Source organism: Streptomyces sp. C10-9-1 (assembly GCF_024497955.1).
Lineage (GTDB): Bacteria > Actinomycetota > Actinomycetes > Streptomycetales > Streptomycetaceae > Streptomyces > Streptomyces sanyensis.
This window is the reverse complement of record NZ_JANHKP010000002.1, coordinates 218,129-238,490: the sequence shown is the minus strand read 5'-3', so window position 1 is coordinate 238,490 and position 20,362 is coordinate 218,129. Positions and strand designations below refer to the sequence as shown.

The following is a 20,362-nucleotide window of genomic DNA, read 5'->3' as shown; positions in this document are numbered from 1 at the left end:
GCCGCCCGCGCGGGCGGCCCCGGACCGGCGGCGCTCACCCCTCGGTGCCGCCGCGGACCACCACCACGGGACAGGGCGCGTGCTGGGAGAGGTGCAGCCCGACGGACCCGAGGAGGGCGGCCTTGAAACCGCTGTAGCCGCGGTCGCCCACGACCAGCAGGTCCGCCCCCTCGGCCCGCTCCATCAGCGCCTGCGCGGGGTTCCCCACGACGACCGTGCGCTGCACGGAGGCCGCCGCCTCCGCGCCGAGCGTCCGCTCCAGGGTGTCGTCGAGGATCTTCGAGGCCATCTGCTCGGGGTCGAAGTCCGGCGGCAGCGAGGGCACCATGGCCGCCCAGCCCGCCGCCGGGTACTCCCAGCTGATCACCGCCTCCAGTGTCTCCCCGCTGAGACCGGCCTGGCGGACGGCCCACCTGAGGGCCTTGACCGACGGTTCGGAACCGTCCACGCCCACGACGATCCTGCCTGCCTCTGCCATGTCGCCACCTCCGCAGCCGTCCGCCTAGTGCGTGCACACGAACCCATGCACACGCCGCAAGCCTATGCAAAACTACGCAAACAGGTCGGCAGGGTCGGGCTGTGGCGCCCGATCGGCGGCCGGAGCGTCCAGCAGCACGGCGAGCTCGCGGGCCGCCCGCCCGATGCGCACCGGCAGGTCCTCGGTGAGCGCGTCACCGGCTCCGCCCCAGTCCTCGGAGGCGGCGTAGACCGCGGTCGGCACGGTCCGGGCGCGCAGGTGGGCGAAGAGCGGGCGCAGCGCGTGCTCCAGGACCAGCGAGTGCCGGGCGGTGCCGCCGGTGGCGGCGGCGAGCACCGGGGTGCCGGTGAGCGCGTCCGGGTCGAGCAGGTCGAAGAAGGACTTGAACAGCCCGCTGAAGCTGGCGCTGAAGACCGGCGTGACGGCGATCAGGCCGTCGGCCCGCGCCACCGCCAGGGACGCCTCCTCCAGGGCGGGCGGCGGGAAGCCGGTCACCAGGTGGTGGGCGATCGGCACGGCAAGGTCGCGCAGTTCGACGACGGTCACCTCGACGGGGCGCTCCCGCGCGGCCAGTTCGCCGCGCACGGACGCGGTGATCCGGTCGGCGAGCAGCCGGGTCGAGGAGGGGACCCCGAGTCCCGCCGAGACGACGGCGAGCCTCACGGGGGCGGTCCGGGGTGCGGTCATGGGGTCAGCCCTCCTCGACGGCGTGGGCGGCAGGGGCGGCGGGAGCGGCGCTCCCGCGCGCGACGGCGGGGTGCGGCGGCGCGGTCTCGGGCACACCCGCGGGCCGCAGGGCGGCGAACTCCTTGCGCAGCACGGGGACGACCTCCTCGCCGAGGATGTCCAGCTGCTCCAGCACGGTCTTCAGCGGCAGGCCCGCGTGGTCCATGAGGAACAGCTGGCGCTGGTAGTCGCCCACCGCGTCGCGGAAGCCGAGGGTGCGCTCGACCACCTGCTGCGGCGAGCCCACCGTCAGCGGCGTCTGCTCGGTGAAGTCCTCCAGGGAGGGCCCGTGCCCGTACACCGGGGCGTTGTCGAAGTACGGCCGGAACTCGCGCACGGCGTCCTGGGAGTTGCCGCGCATGAACACCTGGCCGCCGAGGCCGACGACGGCCTGCTCGGGGCCGCCGTGGCCGTGGTGGGCGTACCGCTGCCGGTAGAGGTCGACCATCCTCCTGGTGTGGGACATCGGCCAGAAGATGTTGTTGTGGAAGAAGCCGTCGCCGTAGTAGGCGGCCTGCTCGGCGATCTCCGGTGAGCGGATCGAGCCGTGCCAGACGAAGGGGGGCACTCCGTCCAGGGGCCTCGGGGTGGCGGTGAAGCCCTGGAGCGGGGTACGGAAGGTCCCCTCCCAGTCGACCACGTCCTCCCGCCACAGCCTGCGCAGGAGCGCGTAGTTCTCGACGGCCAGCTCGATGCCCCGGCGGATGTCCTGGCCGAACCACGGATAGACCGGGCCGGTGTTGCCGCGCCCCATCATGAGGTCCACGCGCCCCTCGGCGAGGTGCTGGAGGTAGGCGTAGTCCTCGGCGATCTTCACCGGGTCGTTGGTGGTGATCAGCGTCGTCGAGGTGGACAGCACCAGCCGCTCGGTGCGCGCGGCGAGGTAGCCGAGGAGCGTCGTCGGGGAGGACGGCACGAAGGGCGGGTTGTGGTGCTCGCCGGTGGCGAAGACGTCGAGCCCCACCTCCTCGGCCTTCTGCGCGATGGCGAGGGTGGCCTTGATCCGCTCGTGCTCGCTCGGCGTGCGGCCCGTGGTCGGGTCGGTCGTGACGTCGCCGACCGTGAAGATGCCGAACTCCATGGGGGTCACCCCTCGATGTTGATTGAAAGTTGAACTATACCGCCAACGGGACCGGCCGGGGCACTATTCCCGCCCCCGCGGACACGGCTCCGCCCCCGCCCCCCGCGGGCGGCGCGGGGAACGGGGGCGGTGTCCGGGCGCACCGGGTCAGGGGGCGGTGGCCCCGGGGAAGAGCTGGCGGAAGGCGTCCGCGGACTCGCTGCCCGAGCGGCCGAACGGCGCGTCGAAGTCCCACACCAGGAAGAGCAGGAACGCGATCAGGGCGCTGAACAGGCCCGCCAGCAGCAGCTCCCGGAACGAGCGGCCGATCTGCATGGTGAAGATCAGGCCCACGGTGATCACGGCCCCGCTGATCAGCCCGAACCAGACGATGCCCGGCAGGGTCTGCCCGGCACCCTCCGCCCGGGCGCTGCGCGCGTCCTCGGCCAGGGCCACCTGGTCCAGCATCGGCTGGTACGCCTGGGCCTCCAGCTCGTTGGCCGGGGCGCGCTCGGCCACACTGGTGCGCACCGCGGCGAGCAGCTCCGCGCCGCGCGGCGACAGCTCGGACTCGTCGATCATGCGCGGCCACTCGCCGGCGACCACCTCGTTCACATAGGCGTCCACGTCCGTGCGCAGCCGCTCCCGGTAGTCCGCGGGGTAGACCTGGGCGCGCTGGGTGACCTCGTGGAGCGCCTGGGCCTCCGTGCGCACCGCGTCCTGGGCCGCCCCGCGCGCCTCCCACACGCCCGCGATGGCGAGGCCGAGGACGATCGCGTAGACCACGCCGACCATCATCACCATGTACTCGAGCACGTCGGGCGTCTCCTGCCGCGGGGCGGGAGCCGCGCCGTCCGCCGCGCCCTGCAGCCGGCGCTGGCTGAGGACGGTGACGACGAGGACGACGGCGCAGGCGGCCGCCATCACGGTGGCCAGGACGAGCCAGTCGGACATGGGGGGTTCTCCGTGGGGGTGCGACGGGGTCGGGGCAGGACGTGCGGTGCGGCGGGCGGACGGGGACCGGGCCGGGGCGCGGTGCCCCCGGCCCCGCGTCAGCGCCCGCGGCGCGCGGCCGAGTGCGCCCGGGGGCGCAGGAGGGCGGCCGCGAGGACTGCGGGGGTGGTGGTCACCAGCATCAGCACGGTGAGCGGTGTGCCCTCCGCCTCGGGCCCCTGGCCCGCCGGGCGGTGGCGGCGGATGGCGACCGGCACCGCCTCGGGCGGCGGAGCGGCCGCCGGCGGCGGGGCGGGCGGGGGCGCGGGGGGCCGCTCCGGTGGCGCGGGGGCGGCCGGAGGCGGGGGCGGCTCGGGAGCGGGCTCCGGTACGGGAGCGGGGGGCACGGGGTCGGGTTCCGGCACCGGTTCGGGCCGCGGCGGCTCCGGCGAGGGCACGGGCGGCTCGGGGGCCGGCGGCTCCGGAGTCGGCCGCGGCGGCTCCGGAGCGGGCTCCGGCGGGCCGGGCGGGCGCCCGGGCGGGGGGCAGTGACCGGCGGAGACGACCACCGAGGCATGTGCGCCGGGCGAGCCGGGCAGGGTCACGGTGACCGAGCCCGCGGGAGGTCCCGCACCCGGCCGCGCCGGCCGACGGCCCTCCGCCTGCCGTTCGGGGCTCCCGGCCGACACCTTCTGCCGCTCGGACGCGTTGGCCTCCTCGGGCACGGGGGCCGCGATCGCCACCCCCTGCGCCCCGAGAACAGCCGCGACCCCCAGTGCGCTCACCTGCTGCCATCCCGCCACGAGCGCCACGGTAGAGGGCTGGAAGCGGGGCGATTAACCAATATCACCCGTATGGCTGATAGATGGACTTGTCGGACCATTCATACGGCCGCGATGGGCTACGGTGACGCACTTCATTTTGCACTTTGTTGCAAAACCATCCCGGGGCCGACTACAACGTTCTCGACACCCGAGCGAGGAGGCTCCGATGAGTACGCCCACCACCCGGCCCGCGCCGACGCCGTACCCCCATCTGCTGAGCCCGCTCGACCTGGGCTTCACCACCCTGCCCAACCGCGTCCTGATGGGCTCCATGCACGTGGGCCTGGAGGAGGCCGAGCAGGGCTTCGAGCGCATGGCCGCCTTCTACGCCGAGCGCGCCCGCGGCGGCGTGGGCCTGATCGTCACGGGCGGCATCGCGCCCAACGACCAGGGCCGCCCCTACGAGGGCGGGGCGAAGCTCACCACGGAGGAGGAGGCCGCACAGCACCGCACCGTCACGGACGCCGTGCACGCCGAAGGCGGCCGGATCGCCCTGCAGATCCTGCACTTCGGCCGCTACGCCTACCACCAGGACCTCGTCGCCCCCAGCGCCATCCAGGCGCCGATCAGCCCCTTCGTCCCCCACGCCCTCACCGGCGACGAGATCGAGGAGACGATCGCCGACTTCGTCCGCACCGCCGTCCTCGCGCGGTCGGCGGGCTACGACGGCGTCGAGATCATGGGCTCCGAGGGCTACTTCGTCAACGAGTTCATCGCGAGCTGCACCAACCACCGCACGGACCGGTGGGGCGGTTCCTACGAGAACCGCATCCGGCTGCCCCTGGAGATCATCCGGCGGACCCGCGAGGCCGTGGGCCCGGACTTCATCCTGATCTACCGGCTCTCGATGCTCGACCTCGTCCCCGGAGGCTCCTCCCTGGAGGAGGTCGTCACGCTCGCCCGGGCGGTGGAGGAGGCCGGGGCGACGCTCATCAACACCGGCATCGGCTGGCACGAGGCCCGCATCCCCACCATCGCCACCTCGGTGCCGCGCGGCGCGTACACCTGGGTCACCCGGAAGCTGATGGGCGAGGTCTCGATCCCGCTCGTCACCAGCAACCGCATCAACACTCCCGAGGTGGCCGAACAGGTGCTCGCCGAGGGGCGGGCCGACATGGTCTCCATGGCGCGGCCCTTCCTCGCCGACCCGGAGTTCGTGGCCAAGGCCGCGGCCGGACGCCCCGAGGCCATCAACACCTGCATCGGCTGCAACCAGGCGTGCCTGGACCACACCTTCAGCCTGAAGATCACCTCCTGCCTGGTGAACCCGCGCGCCTGCCACGAGACCGAACTCGTCCTGGCACCCACCCGGCTCGCCCGGAGCGTCGCGGTCGTCGGCGCCGGGCCCGCGGGGCTCGCCTGCGCCGTCTCCGCCGCCGAGCGCGGCCACCGCGTCACCCTCTTCGACGCCGCGGCGGAGATCGGCGGCCAGCTCAACATCGCCAAGCGCATCCCGGGCAAGGAGGAGTTCGGCGAGACGCTGCGCTACTTCCGCCACCAGCTCGCCGAGCACGGGGTGGAGGTCCGGCTCGGCACCCGCGTCACCGCCGAGGACCTCCCGGCGGACACCTACGACGAGGTGGTGGTCGCCACCGGCGTCAGCCCGCGGACCCCGGTGATCGAGGGCGTGGACCACCCCAGCGTGATCGGCTACCTCGACGTGCTGCGCGACGGTGCCCCGGTCGGCGACCGGGTCGCGGTGATCGGCGCGGGCGGCATCGGCTTCGACGTCGCGGAGTACCTCACCGACGGCGGCGAGGGCGCGAGCCTGGACGCGGAGACCTACTTCCGCCAGTGGGGCGTCGACACCTCCTACGCGGCCCCCGGCGGGCTGACCGCCCCCGAGCGCCCGGCGCCGCCGCGCTCGGTGCACCTGCTCCAGCGCAAGACCGGCAAGGTCGGCGCCGGGCTCGGCAAGACCACGGGCTGGATCCACCGCACGGAGCTCAAGCACCGCGGCGTGACCACGACCGCCGGGGTGACCTACGAGCGCATCGACGACGAGGGCCTGCACATCAGCGTCGACGGCACGCCCTCGGTGCTCCGGGTGGACACCGTCGTACTGTGCGCAGGCCAGGAGCCGCAGCGCTCGCTCTACGAGGAGCTGCACGCCGCCGGCCGCAGCGTCCACGTCATCGGCGGCGCGGACGTGGCCGCCGAGCTGGACGCCAAGCGCGCCATCGACCAGGGCACCCGCCTCGCGGCGGAGCTGTGAGCGGGGCCGCGGCCGGGCGGGCCGCGCGTCCCTAGGATGCGGCCATGTCCCTGCCGCACGCCATCCTCACGGCACTGCTGGAGAAGCCCTCGTCCGGGCTGGAGCTGACCCGCCGCTTCGACCGGTCCATCGGCTACTTCTGGCAGGCCACCCACCAGCAGATCTACCGCGAGCTGGGGAAGCTGGAGCAGGCGGGGCACATCCGCGTCCTCCCCTCCCGCCAGCCGACCCGCGGGCAGCGCAAGGAGTACGAGGTGCTGCCCGCGGGCCGGGAGGAGCTGGCCTCCTGGGTGGACCGCAGGGAGGAGCCGCGCGCCGTGCGGGACCCGCTGCTGCTGCGTCTGCGGGCGGCGGCGGCGACCGGCGGCGGAGCCGACCTCGACGAGGAGCTGCGCCGCCACCTCCTCCTGCACCGGCAGCAGCTGGCGGCCTACCGGGAGATCGAGCGGCGCGACTTCCCGCCCGAGCGGCGGGTCAGCCGCGAGGACCGGCTCCGGCATGTGGTGCTGCGGGGCGGGATCGAGCTGGAGTCGTTCTGGATCGCCTGGCTCTCGGACACCCTGTCCGAGCTCGCCGACGGGCCGGGGGAACCCGATGGGGTCCGCCCGGATGCGACGGCTGACGGTGCGTGAGACCGTCGCCGCGTGACCGACGCACTCATCGCCGCCTGCTGCGCGGCCGCGCTGACCCTGATCGCCAGGTCCGTCCTCGGGCTGCGCCGCGCCGACGGGGGCACGGACCCGGGGGACGAGGCCCGCTCGGTGGCCTTCGGACTGGGCGGGGGGTTGCTCGCGCTGGTGACCCTGGGCCTGTTCATCGCGCTCGCCTGACGCCCTCGCCCCACGCCCGCGCGGGACGCCCCGGGGCGCGTCCACCCGCCGGGGTCAGCGCGGCTCCGCCGCCCCGCGGGCCGCCTCGCGCTCGGCGAGCACGGTGAGGACCCGGGCGCACCAGCGCAGGTTCTCCTCCTCGAACGCCCGGCCCCGCAGGAGCGTCAGATAGGGCCCCACGCGCTCCGCCCGGCGCAGGTACTCCTCCTCGCCCCGGCCGTCGAGCAGCCGCTCGCGCAGCCGCTCGTAGCGGGCGAGCTTCCCGCGCGAGAACGCGGCCCGCTCCTCCACCAGCTCCCGCACCCCGGCCGGGTCACCGCAGTCGAGGGCCTGGATCTTGACCAGCAGGTCGTCACGGACGGCCGTGGGCCGCGGCGGTTCCCCCGTGAAGGAGGCCAGCGCCCGCAGCCCGGACTCGGTGAGGGCGAAGACCCGCTTGGTGGGCCTGCGCTCCTGGGCCACCAGGCGGGCGCTGACCAGCTCCTCGTCCGCCAGCCGCTCCAGTTCCCGGTAGAGCTGCTGCGGCGTGGCGGACCAGAAGTTGGCCACGGCCGCGTCGAAGAGCTTGGCCAGGTCGTATCCGGACGCCTCCCCCTCCAGGAGGGCGGCCAGGACGGCGTGCTTCAGGGACATCTGGACACGCTATCACCGAGGTGATTATTGTCTTCGACACCTACTCAACAAATTGAATAGGCTGAGGGACGGCTCGACGCGAGGGAGCAGGACCGTGCAGGCATTCCGCAAGGCCGTCGAGGCGGGCGACCACGACGCGATCGCCGCCCTGCTGGCGGAGGACGTCGTCTTCACCAGCCCGGTCGCCTTCCGCCCCTACCCGGGCAAGGCGATCACCGCCGCGATCCTCCGCGGCGTCTGGCGGGTGTTCGAGGACTTCCGCTACGTCCGCGTGATCGAGGACGCCGGCGGTCGCGACCACGTGCTCGTCTTCACCGCCCGGGTCGGCGGCCGCACCGTCCACGGCTGCGACATGCTGCACCTCGGGGAGGACGGCCTGATCGACGAGTTCACCGTGATGGTCCGCCCGCTCTCCGCGGCGCAGGCGCTCTCCGCGGCGATGGGCGAGCAGTTCGCGCGCATCAGCCGCGAGGCGGAGGCCGCGGTCGCCGCCGAGGGGGGCGCGTCCGCCGCCGAGGGGGCCGCGGGCGCGGCGCACTGAGCCGGGGGCGCCGGGCCGGGAGCGGGCCCTGCGCGGTCCCGGCCGCACAGGGGTCGGACCGGGGCCGGAGGGCGGACGCGGAGGGTCAGCCCGGCAGCTCGGTGCGCTCCCACCACTCGTAGACGGGCAGCGTGCCCCGCTCGGTGTCCTGCTGACGCATGGTCGCCCTGAAGTGCTCGTAGCCGCCGCGGAAGGGCACCTTCACGTCCTCCCCCGGAGCGGGGACCTGGACGATGCGCTCCGGAAGCTCGGAGGGGCCGCCTTCGAGGACGGCCTGGATGGTCTCGTTCATGTGCCGCAGTCTCCCCAACAGCCCTCACCGCGTCCGGTGTGACGCGCCGACGGCCGCGCGGCGGGAGGTCATCCGGGGGAGCGCGGCCCGGACGGCCCGCCCCGCCGGGCGGCGTCCTGCTCCTCCTCCGCCCGCACCAGGGCGCCGACGGCCCTGCGGCGCCACCTGGCGGCCGCCACCGCCGCGAAGACCGCGGCCGACCCGCCGATCAGCACGGCGCCGCAGACCACGGCCGTGAACGCGGCCCCGAGTGTCTCCACGTGCTCCCCTTCCCCCGCGAGGAGCGTACGGGGCCGCACCGCCGCGGGCGGCCGTTCAGGGGCGGGGCGCTCCGGACGGGCCCCCGGGGCCCTCGACGATCCGGCCCTCCAGCGCCCCGGAGTCCCCGGGGGCGCCGGGCTTGTCGTGCGGCTCCTTCGCCGCTCGCGCCTCGCTCCTGAGGATCCGCGCCGCCCTGCCCGCGTTGCGCGCCAGCTCCGGCAGCTTGCGCGCACCGAACACGACGAGGACCACGATCAGGAGTATCGCGAGTTCGCTGAGGCCGAACATCGTCCCGCTTCCCTCAAGGGCCCGGCGGACTGCCGGGCGGACCAAGAACCCTCCGGCCACGGGCTTCCCACCGGCACCCGCGGCCTCTACAACACTGTAGGAGACCGGCATCGTCCCCCGGAGGGCGGTCCCCACGATGACGCCCCGCCGAACGCACGGGGAACGGCGTGCGTCGCGCCCGACCCCCCGGTCAGTACGATGAACCGCCCCGGCGCACGCCGCGCGGCCGGACGACGGGAGGAGACGGCATGACGGGCCGGAACCAGGACGGACCCGCTGCCCGGCACCACCGGCGGCGCGGCCAGGGCGAGCTGGAGGGCCAGGTGCTCGCCGCGCTGCGGGAGGCACCCGGGGCCGTGAACGCGGCCTGGGTCCAGGAGCGCCTCGGGGGCGACCTCGCCTACACCACCGTCGTCACCATCCTCACGCGTCTGCACACCAAGGGCGCCGTCGCCCGGGAACGCGCCGGCCGCTCCTTCCAGTGGACCCCCACCGCGGACGAGGCCGGCCTGGCCGCCCTGCGGATGCGGCGGATGCTGGACGCGGAGGCCGACCGGGAGGCGGTGCTGGCCAGCTTCGTGACCGCGCTGCGGCCGGACGACGAGCAGCTTCTGCGGGAGTTGCTGGCAGAGGTGGCGAGGGACGGGGAAGACTGACCGCATGGGGGTCTTCGTCTTCCTGCCGCTCGTCCTTCCGCTCAGCGCCTGGCCGATCGCGCGCCTGGCCGAGCAGCATCTGCACCCGCGGGCGGCGACCTGGCTGCTGTCCGCGACCGCCGCCGTCCTCGCGGTGTGCAGCACCCTGTGCCTCGCCCTGCTGGTGGTCGTGGGAACGGCCCAGCTTCCCGGGAACCCGCTGCCCGACGGCTGGTCGGACCCGGAGGTGCGCCGGGCCCTCCCCTACGACGAGGTGGCCGGCAAGGCGGCCATCCCCGCCCTGGCGGCCGTGCTGCTGTCCTGCGCCCGGCTGCTCGGCCACCACCGCGCGGTGCGCCGCCGCGCGGACCGGGCCCTGGCGGCGCTGCCGGCGCGCCGGGTGGCGGTGCTGCCGGACGCGACCCCCTACGCCTACGCCCTGCCCGGGCGCGGCGGCGGCCGGGTCGTGGTGACCCGGGCCCTGCTGGACGCGCTCTCCGCGCCCGAGCGGCGGGCGCTGTTCGCCCACGAGCGGGCGCACCTCGCCCGCGGCCACCACCGCTTCCTGCTGGTGGTGCGGTTGGCGGCGCGGGCCAACCCCTTCCTGCGGCCGCTGTGCACGGCGGTCGGCTACACCGCCGAGCGCTGGGCCGACGAGGAGGCCGCCGCCGCCACCGGCAGCCGACGGACCGTGGCACGGGCGATCGGCAAGGCGGGCCTGGTCTCGCACGGAGCGCCCGCGCCGACCCTGGCCGGCGCCTCCGCCGGGCCCGTCCCGCGCCGGGTGGCCGCACTGCTGGCGCCCCCGCCGGCGACCCGGGCGTGGCCGCCGGCGGCGACGACGGTGGGGCTGGCCGCCTGGGGGGCGGCGGCGGGGGCCGCGGTCTCGGCGCTGTCCTCGGCGAACTCGGCCGTCACGCTGTTCTTCGTGCTGAAGGCGGCCACACCGCTGTGAGGGCCGCACCGGCCCGGCGGGCCGCCGGAGCGCCGGGCTCCCCGCCGGGCGCGGGCCCTCAGAGGTCGAACTCGTGCGGCGGCAGGTCCAGGGCGTAGCAGGCCTCCCGGACGACGCCCTGCTCGGTCTTGTCGAAGTCCCCGTCCGCACCGCCGATCACGATGCCGATCTGGACGACGGCCCGCGCCTCGGCGGGCTTCTTCTTCGCCTTGGCGACCTCCTGCATGACGCTCACCTTGCCGAAGTCGAAGTCGGCGGCCAGCTTGTCCAGGTTGGCGTCGAAGCGGCGCTGGAGATCCTCGGCGGGGAAGTTCTGCAGCACCTCGTTGGTGGCGATCAGCTGGGCCACCCGGCGGCGCTCCGAGGGGTCGACGACACCGTCGGCGGCGGCGACGAGCGCGCACATGGCCATGGAGGCGTCGCGGAAGGCTCCGCTCTTGAGGTCGTTCTTCTTCGCCACGAGCTGGGTCTGCATCGTCGATGCGGACTCCCTGATGCGGTCCCACAGTGCCATGAGGGCTCCCGGGTGTCGGGGCGGACCGGACCCGTGCCGACCGGGCACGGGTCCGGGGCAACCGCCACAGCTTCTACAGTCGTGTAGAAGCTACCAGGCGGTCGCGGCGGGCGGGTCAGCCCTCCTCGCCTCCGTCCTCCTCGTCCTCGTCGCCCTCGAAGAAGTCGCCCACCTCGTCGACGATCTCGGCCGCCACCATCCCGCCGGCGACACCGACCGCGAGCCCGGCCGCACCGGCCGCGACGGCGGTGCCCATGCCCGGGCCGGAGCGGTGGCCCTCGTGGTGGTCACCGTGGCCGTAGGGCGCGTGGCCCCCGTGGGCCCCGAAGGCGGCGCGGTGCTCCACCAGGTGGCGCACCCACCCGTCGACCTCCGCGTCCCAGTCGGTCTGCTCGACGCCGTGCAGGCCGACGGTGAAGCGGGTCACCGCGTCGTGCCCGCCGCCGCGCTTGTCGGCCTCCAGCACCACCTCCAGACCGCCGGACGTGGCGAGGAAGGTGACCTCGATCTCGCTCACGGCGTGTGCGAACCGCGGCGAGGGGGTGAGCTCGATCTCCTGGTAGAAGGGCAGCTGCTGGCCCGTGCCGCCGATCCGGCCGTACTCCAGGTCCGCCGAGCGGAAGCCGAAGCCCTGCCGGCCGAAGGCCTCCAGGATCGCCTCCTGGACCGGCAGCGGGCGCACCGCGACCGGGTCCAGGTCGCCCTTGTCCCGGGCGCCCGCCACCGCGAGCTCGGTCCGCAGGCCGAGGGCGATGCCGAGCGGCTGGCCGTGCAGTTCGGTGAGGGGGGACTCCCAGGGGACGGAGAGGGCGAAGGGCACGCTGCGCTCCTCGTCCTCGCCGAGCCGGAACCCGCCGCCGACGGTGAACCGCTCGAAGACGACGGTGCCGTCGTACTCGCCGTCGTCGGTCTCGGCCTCGACGCGGGCCAGGAGCTCCAGGGTGAGGTGCTCGACCTCGAACTCCGCACCGCCGCCCTTCAGGCGGACCTCGCCGGTCAGACTGCCGCCGGGAGTCACCGCCCCCGGATCGAGGACCGTGTCGACGGACGGGCCGCCGACCCCGAGCGAGCCGAGCAGGCGTTTGAACACCATCGGGGCGTTCACTCCTTCGTGATGCGTGCGTGCTGCTTGGTGCGGGTGTGCGGGGCGGTGCCCGCCGCAGCGCGGCGGGCACCGCCCGGATGTCACGAGGCGGCGTGCAGCGCGGCGAGCGCCTGCGCCCAGCGGGCGTACTTCAGCTCGGCGAGGTCGGCGACGCTCTCCACGCCGAACGCCTCCTTGAGGAGTTCGCCGTCCCGCTCCGAGACGCCCTTCAGGGCGGCGACGGGCGCGGCCAGCACCTCGCCCAGCGGCTTGTCCGCCCACGCCTTGTCCAGAACCCCGCTCAGATCCGTCGATGCCACGGCATGCCTCCTGTACCGGTCCTATGCTCTACAAGCATGTAGAGCATAGGACCGGACGCCCTCCCGGGTGGGCGTTTTCCGGTCTTCCGCCAACAAGGCCGGAAATCGCCCTCACGGATGCCGGGCCGCCACCCCTGTCCGTGTGCTTTGCCATTCCTTTACAGTGGATGCGGAGGCGCGCCCGCCGCGCCCTCCACGCCCCGCAGACACAAGGAGCAGCGGACCCCCGATGGGTGAACCTCCCAGTACCCGCCCGTGCCCCCGCGCGTGCGCCCCCCGGGGCGCCGGAACGCGGAGCGGCGCGGTGACCGGCCCCCTGCCCCGCAGGTTCCCGCTCCCCGCGGCGGGCCCTCCCCTCCCCCCGGCCGCCTCCGGCGGCCGCTCCCGCTCCGCCGCCCCGCGCCCGCCCCACCACGGCGGCACCCGGCCGCGGCGGAGGGCGCCCTGCCGGGGCGACTGACGCCCCCCGGCGCGGGGCGCGGCACGCCCGCGGCCCGCACACCCCTCACCCCTCGTCCGCACCCCGGCGGCGGAGCAGCCGCTCCTCCTCCCGGGTGGAACCCGCCCGGAGCCGGGCGGCTTCGCGGGCCGGAGGGGAACCCGGCGGCACACCACCGCGTTGACCACGATCCAGGCACCACGAAGGAGAGCACGTTGTCCGCCAGACCGTCGGACCCCCCGGGACACAGTCCCCGACCACCCCGCCCTGAACACGGCACGCGGCGGGGCGGTGTCCGATGAGTGCCGTCCTCGGCCTGCTGGCGGTCCTGGTGCTCACCGCGGGCACCGGCTACTTCGTCGCCCAGGAGTTCGCCTACGTGGCCGCCGACCGCCTCGCCCTCACCCGCGAGGCGGAGGCGGGCGACAAACGCGCCGCCCGCGCCCTGCGGGTGCTGGAGCGGCTGTCCTTCATGCTCTCCGGCGCCCAGCTCGGCATCACCGTCACCGGCCTGGTCGTCGGCTTCCTCGCCGAGCCCTCGGTCTCGGCGCTGCTCCGGCCCGCCCTCACGGGCCTCGGCCTCGGCGCCGGCGCCGTCTCCGCCGTCTCCGTGGTGCTCGCCTTCGTGCTGGCCACCGTCCTGCAGATGGTCCTCGGGGAACTGGCCCCCAAGAACCTCGCCCTGGCCGTGCCCGAACGGCTCGCCAAGGCACTCGCCCCCTCCACCCTCGTCTACCTGAAGATCGTGGGGCCCGTGGTGCGCGTCTTCGACGGCGCCGCGAACCGGCTGCTGCGTGCGGTCGGCATCGAACCGGTGGAGGAGCTGCACCACGGCGCCACCCTCGAAGAGCTCGGCCACCTGATCGGCGCCTCGCACGAGCAGGGGCACCTGCCCGCCGACACCGCCGAGCTCCTCGACCACGCGGTCGAGTTCTCCGAGCGGACGCTGGGCGAGGTCATGGTGCCCCGCGCGGACGCCGTCTTCGTCCACCAGGCGACCACGGCGGCCGCCGCGGTGGAGGTGATCGCCGAGCACGGGCACTCCAATTACCCGGTCTTCGGCGACCACCCCGACGACGTGGCCGGCGTCCTCGGAGTGCGCGAGCTGACACGCGTCCCCGCCGACCGCCTCCACGCCACCACGGCGGGGGCGGCGGCCCGCCCCCCGCTGCTGCTGCCCGAGACACTGCCGCTGCCCGACGCGGTGGCCCGCATGCGGGAGCGCGACGACGACTTCGGCGTCGTCCTCGACGAGCACGGCGGTGTCGCGGGGGTCGTCACCTACGAGGACATCGCCGAGGAGCTCGTCGGCGACATCGCCGACGAGAGCGACCGGGTCGTCGAACTCGCGGTGGCCGACGGCGCGGGCTGGCTGGTCGACGCAGGACGCCGCCTGGACGAGGTCGAGGACGCCACCGGCCTGGCCCTGCCCGAGGAGGAGGACTACGACACCGTGGCGGGCCTGGTCATCGACCGGCTCGGCCGCTTCCCCGCCGTGGGCGACCGCCTGACGGTCGACGGCGTCGACATCCGGGTCCTGACCCTGGACCGCCATGTGCCCGAGCGGGTGCGCCTGGAGCGGTGTCCGGCGGCGGCCCCCGACGCTCCCGGCTCCGGGCCCGGAGCGCTCCGGCCGGACGGGTCCGCACCCCCGGCGCCCGCGGCCGACGCCACCGCCGCCCCGCACCCCGCCGAGGAGGCGCAGTCATGAGCCTGCCGACAGCCCTGCTGGTCACCGTCCTGCTGCTCGTCGGCAGCGGCTTCTTCGTGGCGGCCGAGTTCGGCCTCGTCGCCGCCAGGCGGCACCGCATGGAGAAGGCCGTGGAGGAGGGGCGGCGAGGCGCCAGGGCGGCCCTCGCCGGCATGCGCGAGCTGTCGCTGATGCTGGCGGGCGCGCAGCTCGGCATCACCGTCTGCACGCTGGGCCTGGGCTCGATCTCCAAGCCCGCGATCTCCCACCATCTCGACCCGCTGCTCCGGGGGCTCGGACTGCCCACCCATCTGAGCTACGGCATCGCCTTCGCCGTGGCCATGGTGGTGGTGGTCTTCCTCCACATGGTGGTCGGGGAGATGGCCCCCAAGTCCTGGGCGATCGCCCACCCCGAGCGCTCGGCCATGCTGCTGACCCCGCCCTTCCGGGCGCTGGTCAGGGTCGTGCGCCCGCTGATCCGGGTGCTCAACCTGGCCAGCAACGCCCTGGTGAGGCTGTGCCGGGTGGAACCGCGCGAGGAGCTCGCGGCCGTCCACAACCGGGAGCAGCTGACCCAGCTGGTCGCCGAGTCCGAGCGCCTGGGCCTGATCAACAAGACCGACTCCGAGCTGATCACCCGCTCGCTCACGGAACCGCAGACCCCCGTGGGCGCGTTGCAGACGCCCGCCGCGGACATCGCCATGGTCCCGGCCGGGGCCGGTGCCGAGGAGGTGCTGGCCGCGGCCACGGCCGCCGACCGCTCCCGGCTGCTGGTCCACGACGGCGACCGGATCCTCGGATCGGTGCACACCCGCGACGCCCTGGTCGCCCGGACCGGCGGCCGCACCGTCACCGCCCGGCGCCTGGCCCGGCCGGTGCCCGAGCTGAGCGCCGCGGACAGCGTCTCCCACGCGGTCGAGCAGTTGCGCCGCAGCCGCGCCTCCCTCGCCGTGATCCGCGACGAGCAGGGCCGGCTGACGGGGCTGATCAGCCTCGACGACCTGATCGCGCGGCTGATGGGCGTGCCCGCCTGAGCGCGGGGCGGCCGGGCCCGGGCGGGCCCGGCCGCCCGGCCGCTCTCCGGGGCGAGCCGCCCCGGAGCGCCGCTTCCGGACCGGTGCACCCGACCGAACCAGCGGCGATCGCACTTATGTCGGCCATCGGGGGGAATCCCCGCTCCGCGGCCCACCCCGTGCGCCGACGGCGTCGAACGATCCCTGGACCCGTCCCATCGAGGTGACGGGCTGTCGACCAATGGAGAGTTCCATGCGCATCCGCATCGCCGCCGCCGTCGCGGCGGCAGCCGCCGTCGCCGCGTCCTTCACCGCCCCCGCCACGGCCTCGTCGGACCCCTCCGCCCCCTTCGCGCCCCGCGACCGTGCCGCACACGCCGGGCTCATGAGCGTGGGGCTCACCGCGGACCAGCGGCTCGTCGGCTTCTCCGTCGCCAAGCCGGGCGACACCTGGTCCTTCGGCCGCGTCAAGGGCCTCACGGGCGACACCGAGCTGGTCGGCATCGACTTCCGCGTCCAGAACGGCAAGCTCTACGGAGTCGGCGACCAGGGCGGCGTCTACACCCTGGACAACCGGGCCCGGGCGGTGAAGGTCTCCCGGCTCACCGTCGCCCTCGACGGCACGCGCTTCGGGGTCGACTTCAACCCGGCGGCCAACCGGCTGCGGGTGATCAGCGACACCGGCCAGAACCTCCGCCACAACATCGACGACCCGGCGGCCCCGCTCACCACCACGGTGGACGGCACGCTCACCGTCCCGGGCACCCCGCCCACCACGGCCCTGGGCATCACGGGCGCGGGCTACACCAACAACGACCTCAACGCCGCCACCTCGACCACCCTGTTCGACATCGACACCCTGAACGACCGCGTCGTCCTTCAGTCCCCCGCCAACTCGGGAACGCTGGCCGCCACGGGCTCCCTGGGCGTCGACGCGGGCCCGTCCGCGGGCTTCGACGTCTACTACCGGGCCTCCGACGGCTCCAACCACGGCTTCGCCGCCCTCTCGACCGGCGGTCGGCAGCGGTTCTACCGGGTGAACATCCTCGACGGCGAGACCACCTTCGCCGGCAGCTTCCCGGCCGGCCACCAGGTCGTCGACGTCGCCCTCCCGCTCGACCAGCGCTGACCCCCGGCGCCACGGGGGCCGGTCCGGGGACACCCCCGGGCCGGCCGCCCCCGTGTCAGCCGCCCCCGTGTCACCGGCCGCCGACCGCGTACGCCGCGTAGAGCCGCCCGGCGTGCGAGGCGAGCACCGGCGCCGCGGGGGCCACCGGGTCGGGGAGCACCGGCGACAGCGGGGACCAGCGGTGCCCGTCGGGCGAGGAGCAGGCGAGGAGCAGGCCGCTGCCCCGTTCCCGGTGGGCCAGCCACAGACCGCCGCCGTGGGCGGCGAGGGCGGGGGCGTGAGCGGTCAGCGGACCGGACAGGTCCCAGACCGGGCCGAACCTCTCGGGCGACCAGGCCAGCGCGCTGAGGGTGCCGTCGTCGCGGCGGTGGGCGGCCCAGGTCGTGCCGCCCAGCCGGGCGAGGCTGAGTCCGCCCGGGCAGTCCCCGTCCGTCAGCCACCCCTGGTCGCGGTGGGACCAGGGCCGCGCGGAGCGGTGGGGCAGGCGCCACTCGGCCAGCACCGCGTCCCCGGGACCCCGGCGCACGGCGGTGCGGACCCTTCTGCGGCCGTCCACGGCAAGGGCGTCCAGGTCCGCGCGCGCGTGCTGGTGGGGGAGGCGCACCGCCGCACCGGGGCGGCCGGCCGCGAGGGGGCAGGCGTGCACCGCGCCGCCGCCCGCCTCGGCGTACAGGCACCACAGGACCTCGCCCACCGGCACCAGCGCCGGACGGAGGCCGCCCGAGGGCGGCCCGCCCCGGGGGCGCAGCCGGACCGGTGCCCCCCACGCCGTGCCGGGTGCGGCGAGCGTGCTCCACAGCAGGGTCCCGTCCGCCGGGTCCGCGACCGCGGCGTGCAGACGGCCGTCGTGGGAGCACAGCGCGGGCACGGCCCCCCGCGACCACGGCGGGGAGGGGGCCGGAAGCCAGCCGCCCTCCCCGAGCGCCCGCAGTCCGATACGGCGCCGACCGCCGCGTCCGGCGCCGGAGGGGGCGGCGCCGGAGCGCGAGGGGGCGGTGGGGGGCTCGGACAGCATGGGCGGCTTTCGGGTCCGGCGCGGCGGGGCGGGCGACGGCGCGCCCCCGGGAGAACGGGGGCGGGGGCGCGCCGGGCCACGCGTGCGCCACGGGCGGTCCGCCGGTTCAGGACTGCGGCATCAGGACGGTGTCGACGATGTAGACCGTGGCGTTGGCGGTGGGCACGTTGCCGCAGACGACCTTGGAGGAGTCGTTGACGGTGTACGCCTCGCCCGAACCCGCGGTGGTCAGGGTCGACTTCTGGAGCGTCTCGTAGGTGCCGTCCTCCAGCTGCTCCGGCGTCAGCTTCTCGCCGACCACGTGGTAGGTGAGGATGTCGGTGAGCATCTCCTTGTCGGCCAGCACCTTGTCGAGGTCGGCCTGGGGGATCTTGGCGAAGGCGTCGTTGGTGGGCGCGAACACCGTGATGTTCTCGGCGGTGTTGAGGGTGTCCACCAGGCCCGCCTTCTTCACCGCGGTGACCAGGGTGGACAGGGCCGGGTTGTTGGAGGCGGCGGTGGCCACCGGGTCCTGGGCCATGCCGTCGAAGGACCCGGCGCCCTCCGCGGGCACCGAGGCGCAGGCGGGGCCGAACGGGCCGTCCATGGGCGCCGCGTCCTCCGCCGTGCCGGAGTCGTTCCCGGCGGGTGCGGAGCTGGCGCTCTCACCGGCCGCCGCGTCGGTGGAGCTGTCCTCACCTCCGCAGGCGGTCAGGGCCAGCGGGAGCACCGCGGCGGCGGTGACGGCGACGGCGGCGCGGCGGAAGCGGAAGGCGTTCATGGAGCTCTCCAAGGTAGTGGGTCGATCACTCAGAGTGACGAGCGGGGGGCGGTCGGCGCCCCGGCCTGCGGACGGGCGGGCTGCGCGGGGCGCCTCACACGGGTGGGGCCTCCGGTGGAACGTGCCGCCGTCCGGGGTCGACCGGTCGGCACTGCGCGTGTCCCGCTGCTCTGATCGTCACGCCCTCTATTCGGGGCCCGTGCCGGGGCGGATTGGTCTGTCCTCCGAAAGAGTGATGACGGCCCCTCGGGTGGGACGGCCCCCAGCCGAACGCCCCTGGTCCGGGCCCCGGCGTACTCCGTTCGAGGGATAGGTGGGCGCGGGACCCATCCACAGGCCGGGCCGCGGCGAATGCCGGACGAGCCCGGGCGCCCTGGAGGGAGCGCCCGGGCCGGGCGGCACCGGACGGCGCCGGTCCGCCACCGGCGGCGGCCGCGGACTTCCGTCCCCGGCCGCCGCAGGCCCGTGGGGCGTCCGCTCGCCCGGACGCCCCACGGGCACCCAGCCCGACGGGCGGGGCCCGGCCGGACCCGGTCCCGGGGGCCTCAGCCGGCGGCGCTCACGGCGCGCCCGGTTCCGGCTCCGCCCCGAACGCCCCCCGGAGCGGCCGGAGGGCCAGCCGGACCAGCGCCAGGGCGCTGTCGTCACCGGCGATGCGGTTGGTGCCGAGGGCTCCGCAGGAGCGGCACCGGTGGACCAGCATCCACTCCCCGTCCGCCCGCGCGGACACCGCCACGGCGTCCATCCGCCCACCGCAGCCCGCCGACCGGTCGCCGGGCAGGCGGCCGTCCACGTGCAGGCTGGTGAGGCAGTGCGGGCAGTGGTTGCGGTGCGCGGTGCCGGGGGCGCTCGTGGACACGTCCAGGCGGCAGCCCGCGCAGCGGAAGTCCCGCGCACGGTGGCCGCCGCCGCCGTGGAGCACGTCCTTGCTCCGCTGCGGCCGCCGGTCCCTCCGGTCCCGTCCGCCCGTGCGTGTACGTCGCGGCATGTCCGATGCCCTCCCGTTCCGCCGGCTCACAGCCGCCCCAGCACTTCGAGCGGGAACGGCGGATCGGCCAGCGGCCGCACCGCGGTGCGCAGGAGCACGAGCCGGTTGTCGTCCGGGTGGACGGGGTGGGAGGCGAGCGCGTCGCAGCGCAGGCAGCGGTGGACGGCGATCGGCTCGCCGGAGTCCGGGACGGCGACGGCGATCGGGGCCGTCCGGCCCCGGCAGCGGCCGGTTCCCCCCGCACCGCGGGCCAGGTGAGGGGCGCTCAGGCAGGACGGGCAGTGCATGCGGCGGGCGCCCCGGGAATCGACGGCGGATGCGGTGGCACCGCACCATGCGCAGTCGAAGGCGTCCCCCTGCGGCGGGTCCGGCGTGAGCGGGACCCCGGGGGAGCCGGGGATGTGCGGGTCGGAGTCGGAGGCGCTGCGGTGAGCGTCTGGGGTGGGGCTGTGACGGGTGGACACCCGGGGTGCTCCTTGCTGAGACGAGACGATGACAGCAAGAGCAGGCCGAGCGGGTCCTCGGGGAACGCACCGTGGCACAGCCGCGCCCGGGATCGGGCGGGGATGCCTGCGGGCGGCGGGGCACCGGACAGCCGACCGGTCGTCGCCGCACGGGTGCGGCGGCGCGGCGGCTTCGGGACGGTACGGCCTAGAACGCGGTGCGGTGAGGCGCGCTCGGCACGGTGCGGGGCATGAACACAGCCTTCCAGGGCCGACGGGCCCGGTGCGACGACGGG

At 75.3% G+C, this 20,362-nt stretch carries 25 protein-coding genes; 9 read left to right on the top strand and 16 right to left on the bottom strand.

The window, feature by feature from the left end; genetic code table 11:
* Positions 1–34 precede the first annotated feature (34 nt).
* The 5 genes from NPS70_RS03595 to NPS70_RS03575 all read right to left on the bottom strand — a co-directional run bounded on the left by NPS70_RS03595 (position 35) and on the right by NPS70_RS03575 (position 4,000).
* Entirely contained in the window at positions 35–478 is a 444-nt protein-coding gene (locus NPS70_RS03595) for a universal stress protein (RefSeq protein WP_256522472.1), read from the bottom strand.
* A gap of 72 nt (positions 479–550) precedes the next feature.
* Positions 551–1,165 carry an FMN reductase gene (locus NPS70_RS03590; RefSeq protein WP_256522471.1) on the bottom strand — a complete coding sequence of 205 codons (615 nt, stop codon included), beginning with the start codon at positions 1,163–1,165 and terminating at the stop codon, positions 551–553.
* A gap of 4 nt (positions 1,166–1,169) precedes the next feature.
* The gene (locus tag NPS70_RS03585; protein ID WP_256522689.1) at positions 1,170–2,285 is read right to left on the bottom strand and encodes an LLM class flavin-dependent oxidoreductase; all 1,116 of its coding nucleotides are present in this window, start codon (positions 2,283–2,285) and stop codon (positions 1,170–1,172) included.
* Positions 2,286–2,432: 147 nt separating this feature from the next.
* Entirely contained in the window at positions 2,433–3,218 is a 786-nt protein-coding gene (locus tag NPS70_RS03580) for a DUF4239 domain-containing protein (protein ID WP_256522469.1), read from the bottom strand.
* Positions 3,219–3,316: 98 nt separating this feature from the next.
* Positions 3,317–4,000 carry a hypothetical protein gene (locus NPS70_RS03575; protein WP_256522467.1) on the bottom strand — a complete coding sequence of 228 codons (684 nt, stop codon included), beginning with the start codon at positions 3,998–4,000 and terminating at the stop codon, positions 3,317–3,319.
* 187 nt (positions 4,001–4,187) lie between these two features.
* On the opposite strand from NPS70_RS03575, the gene NPS70_RS28465 reads away from it, so the two are divergent.
* Genes NPS70_RS28465 through NPS70_RS03550 form a run of 3 tightly spaced genes read left to right on the top strand, consistent with a single transcriptional unit; the run spans position 4,188 to position 7,066 of the window.
* Positions 4,188–6,236, top strand: a complete 2,049-nt coding sequence (locus NPS70_RS28465) for an NADPH-dependent 2,4-dienoyl-CoA reductase (protein ID WP_305885391.1) — start codon at positions 4,188–4,190, stop codon at positions 6,234–6,236.
* 44 nt (positions 6,237–6,280) lie between these two features.
* Positions 6,281–6,868: a PadR family transcriptional regulator gene (locus NPS70_RS03555; RefSeq protein ID WP_256522465.1), complete on the top strand. Its 588-nt coding sequence runs from the start codon at positions 6,281–6,283 to the stop codon at positions 6,866–6,868.
* 12 nt (positions 6,869–6,880) lie between these two features.
* A complete protein-coding gene (locus NPS70_RS03550; protein WP_256522464.1) occupies positions 6,881–7,066 on the top strand; it encodes a hypothetical protein in 186 nt (61 codons plus the stop codon).
* A 54-nt stretch (positions 7,067–7,120) separates the two neighbouring features.
* On the opposite strand, the gene NPS70_RS03545 is transcribed toward NPS70_RS03550, so the two are convergent.
* On the bottom strand, positions 7,121–7,699 hold the full coding sequence (locus NPS70_RS03545; RefSeq protein ID WP_256522462.1) for a PadR family transcriptional regulator: 579 nt from the start codon (positions 7,697–7,699) through the stop codon (positions 7,121–7,123).
* A gap of 94 nt (positions 7,700–7,793) precedes the next feature.
* Between NPS70_RS03545 and NPS70_RS03540 the strand changes: the two genes are divergently transcribed.
* Positions 7,794–8,240 (top strand): nuclear transport factor 2 family protein, encoded by a 447-nt coding sequence (locus NPS70_RS03540; protein WP_256522460.1) that lies wholly within the window; start codon positions 7,794–7,796, stop codon positions 8,238–8,240.
* An 85-nt stretch (positions 8,241–8,325) separates the two neighbouring features.
* Here the strand turns inward: NPS70_RS03540 and NPS70_RS03535 are convergent, their stop codons facing one another.
* The 3 genes from NPS70_RS03535 to NPS70_RS03525 form a co-directional block, all read right to left on the bottom strand.
* On the bottom strand, positions 8,326–8,532 hold the full coding sequence (locus NPS70_RS03535; RefSeq protein WP_256522458.1) for a DUF5988 family protein: 207 nt from the start codon (positions 8,530–8,532) through the stop codon (positions 8,326–8,328).
* A 68-nt stretch (positions 8,533–8,600) separates the two neighbouring features.
* Complete coding sequence (locus NPS70_RS03530; RefSeq protein WP_256522456.1) at positions 8,601–8,792, bottom strand: hypothetical protein; 192 nt, start codon at positions 8,790–8,792, stop codon at positions 8,601–8,603.
* Positions 8,793–8,847: 55 nt separating this feature from the next.
* The gene (locus tag NPS70_RS03525) at positions 8,848–9,081 is read right to left on the bottom strand and encodes a twin-arginine translocase TatA/TatE family subunit (RefSeq protein ID WP_256522454.1); all 234 of its coding nucleotides are present in this window, start codon (positions 9,079–9,081) and stop codon (positions 8,848–8,850) included.
* 248 nt (positions 9,082–9,329) lie between these two features.
* On the opposite strand from NPS70_RS03525, the gene NPS70_RS03520 reads away from it, so the two are divergent.
* Positions 9,330–9,737, top strand: a complete 408-nt coding sequence (locus NPS70_RS03520; RefSeq protein WP_256522452.1) for a BlaI/MecI/CopY family transcriptional regulator — start codon at positions 9,330–9,332, stop codon at positions 9,735–9,737.
* 4 nt (positions 9,738–9,741) lie between these two features.
* On the top strand, positions 9,742–10,671 hold the full coding sequence (locus tag NPS70_RS03515) for a M56 family metallopeptidase (RefSeq protein ID WP_256522450.1): 930 nt from the start codon (positions 9,742–9,744) through the stop codon (positions 10,669–10,671).
* A gap of 58 nt (positions 10,672–10,729) precedes the next feature.
* Here NPS70_RS03515 and NPS70_RS03510 read toward each other — a convergent pair whose 3' ends face one another.
* From NPS70_RS03510 to NPS70_RS03500, 3 genes are all read right to left on the bottom strand, one after another.
* A complete protein-coding gene (locus NPS70_RS03510) occupies positions 10,730–11,185 on the bottom strand; it encodes a tellurite resistance TerB family protein (RefSeq protein WP_256522449.1) in 456 nt (151 codons plus the stop codon).
* A gap of 115 nt (positions 11,186–11,300) precedes the next feature.
* The gene (locus NPS70_RS03505) at positions 11,301–12,278 is read right to left on the bottom strand and encodes a sporulation protein (RefSeq protein ID WP_256522442.1); all 978 of its coding nucleotides are present in this window, start codon (positions 12,276–12,278) and stop codon (positions 11,301–11,303) included.
* Positions 12,279–12,370: 92 nt separating this feature from the next.
* A complete protein-coding gene (locus NPS70_RS03500; protein ID WP_256522441.1) occupies positions 12,371–12,589 on the bottom strand; it encodes a hypothetical protein in 219 nt (72 codons plus the stop codon).
* Positions 12,590–13,326: 737 nt separating this feature from the next.
* Here NPS70_RS03500 and NPS70_RS03495 point away from each other — a divergent pair.
* From NPS70_RS03495 to NPS70_RS03485, 3 genes are all read left to right on the top strand, one after another.
* Positions 13,327–14,739: a hemolysin family protein gene (locus NPS70_RS03495; RefSeq protein ID WP_256522440.1), complete on the top strand. Its 1,413-nt coding sequence runs from the start codon at positions 13,327–13,329 to the stop codon at positions 14,737–14,739.
* On the top strand, positions 14,736–15,752 hold the full coding sequence (locus NPS70_RS03490; protein WP_256522438.1) for a hemolysin family protein: 1,017 nt from the start codon (positions 14,736–14,738) through the stop codon (positions 15,750–15,752). Before NPS70_RS03495 ends, NPS70_RS03490 begins: the two co-directional genes overlap by 4 nt.
* Positions 15,753–15,984: 232 nt before the next feature.
* Positions 15,985–16,860, top strand: coding sequence for a DUF4394 domain-containing protein (locus NPS70_RS03485; protein WP_256522437.1), 876 nt, complete (start codon positions 15,985–15,987; stop codon positions 16,858–16,860).
* Between the two features lie 70 nt (positions 16,861–16,930).
* Here NPS70_RS03485 and NPS70_RS03480 read toward each other — a convergent pair whose 3' ends face one another.
* The 4 genes from NPS70_RS03480 to NPS70_RS03465 all read right to left on the bottom strand — a co-directional run bounded on the left by NPS70_RS03480 (position 16,931) and on the right by NPS70_RS03465 (position 20,087).
* Complete coding sequence (locus tag NPS70_RS03480) at positions 16,931–17,875, bottom strand: hypothetical protein (protein ID WP_256522436.1); 945 nt, start codon at positions 17,873–17,875, stop codon at positions 16,931–16,933.
* Positions 17,876–17,981: 106 nt separating this feature from the next.
* Entirely contained in the window at positions 17,982–18,635 is a 654-nt protein-coding gene (locus tag NPS70_RS03475) for a fasciclin domain-containing protein (protein WP_256522435.1), read from the bottom strand.
* Between the two features lie 559 nt (positions 18,636–19,194).
* A complete protein-coding gene (locus NPS70_RS03470; RefSeq protein ID WP_256522434.1) occupies positions 19,195–19,623 on the bottom strand; it encodes an RNHCP domain-containing protein in 429 nt (142 codons plus the stop codon).
* 26 nt (positions 19,624–19,649) lie between these two features.
* Positions 19,650–20,087, bottom strand: coding sequence for an RNHCP domain-containing protein (locus NPS70_RS03465; RefSeq protein ID WP_256522433.1), 438 nt, complete (start codon positions 20,085–20,087; stop codon positions 19,650–19,652).
* Positions 20,088–20,362 lie beyond the last annotated feature (275 nt).